The 509-nt window shown below is 47.7% G+C and carries 3 tRNA genes; all 3 read right to left on the bottom strand.

Features of this window, described 5'->3' with window-relative positions:
• Positions 1–7: 7 nt before the first annotated feature.
• Positions 8–83: transfer RNA gene (locus GTO89_RS16960), tRNA-Glu, on the bottom strand.
• A 5-nt stretch (positions 84–88) separates the two neighbouring features.
• Positions 89–164 (bottom strand) — tRNA-Lys (locus tag GTO89_RS16955).
• A gap of 19 nt (positions 165–183) precedes the next feature.
• Positions 184–258, bottom strand: a tRNA-Gln gene (locus GTO89_RS16950).
• Positions 259–509: the final 251 nt, after the last annotated feature.

Below are 509 nucleotides of genomic sequence, written 5' to 3'. Positions count from 1 at the left end.
GAGAAGATGGTGACCCGTAGGGGATTCGAACCCCTGTAACCGCCGTGAAAGGGCGGTGTCTTAGACCGCTTGACCAACGGGCCATCGATGGTGATCCATGCTGGACTCGAACCAGCGACACCCTGATTAAAAGTCAGGTGCTCTACCAACTGAGCTAATGGATCATGGTTTGGATGATAAAAATGGCTGGGGAGGCTGGATTCGAACCAACGAATGGCGGAGTCAAAGTCCGCTGCCTTACCGCTTGGCTACACCCCAATGTTGATGGGCGTTATCTCCGTCGTTTGTCGCGACGGAATTGTATTTTAGCAACTAGACACCGAATTGTCAACGGTATTTTTATCCAATCTGTGACTTATCCATTTAACTACTGATTAAATGGAAACGATTCAACGGTGGCTTTTACCCGGTTTACCATAGATCAGATATACAAAAGCCCACTGCTCGCAAAAGCCGTGGGCTTTCTCCATCAAAACTACACAGAGTGTGTATATCGTAAAGCTGCAATA

It is taken from the genome of Heliomicrobium gestii (assembly GCF_009877435.1).
Lineage (GTDB): Bacteria > Bacillota > Desulfitobacteriia > Heliobacteriales > Heliobacteriaceae > Heliomicrobium > Heliomicrobium gestii.
This window is presented reverse-complemented; position numbering and strand designations above follow the sequence as displayed.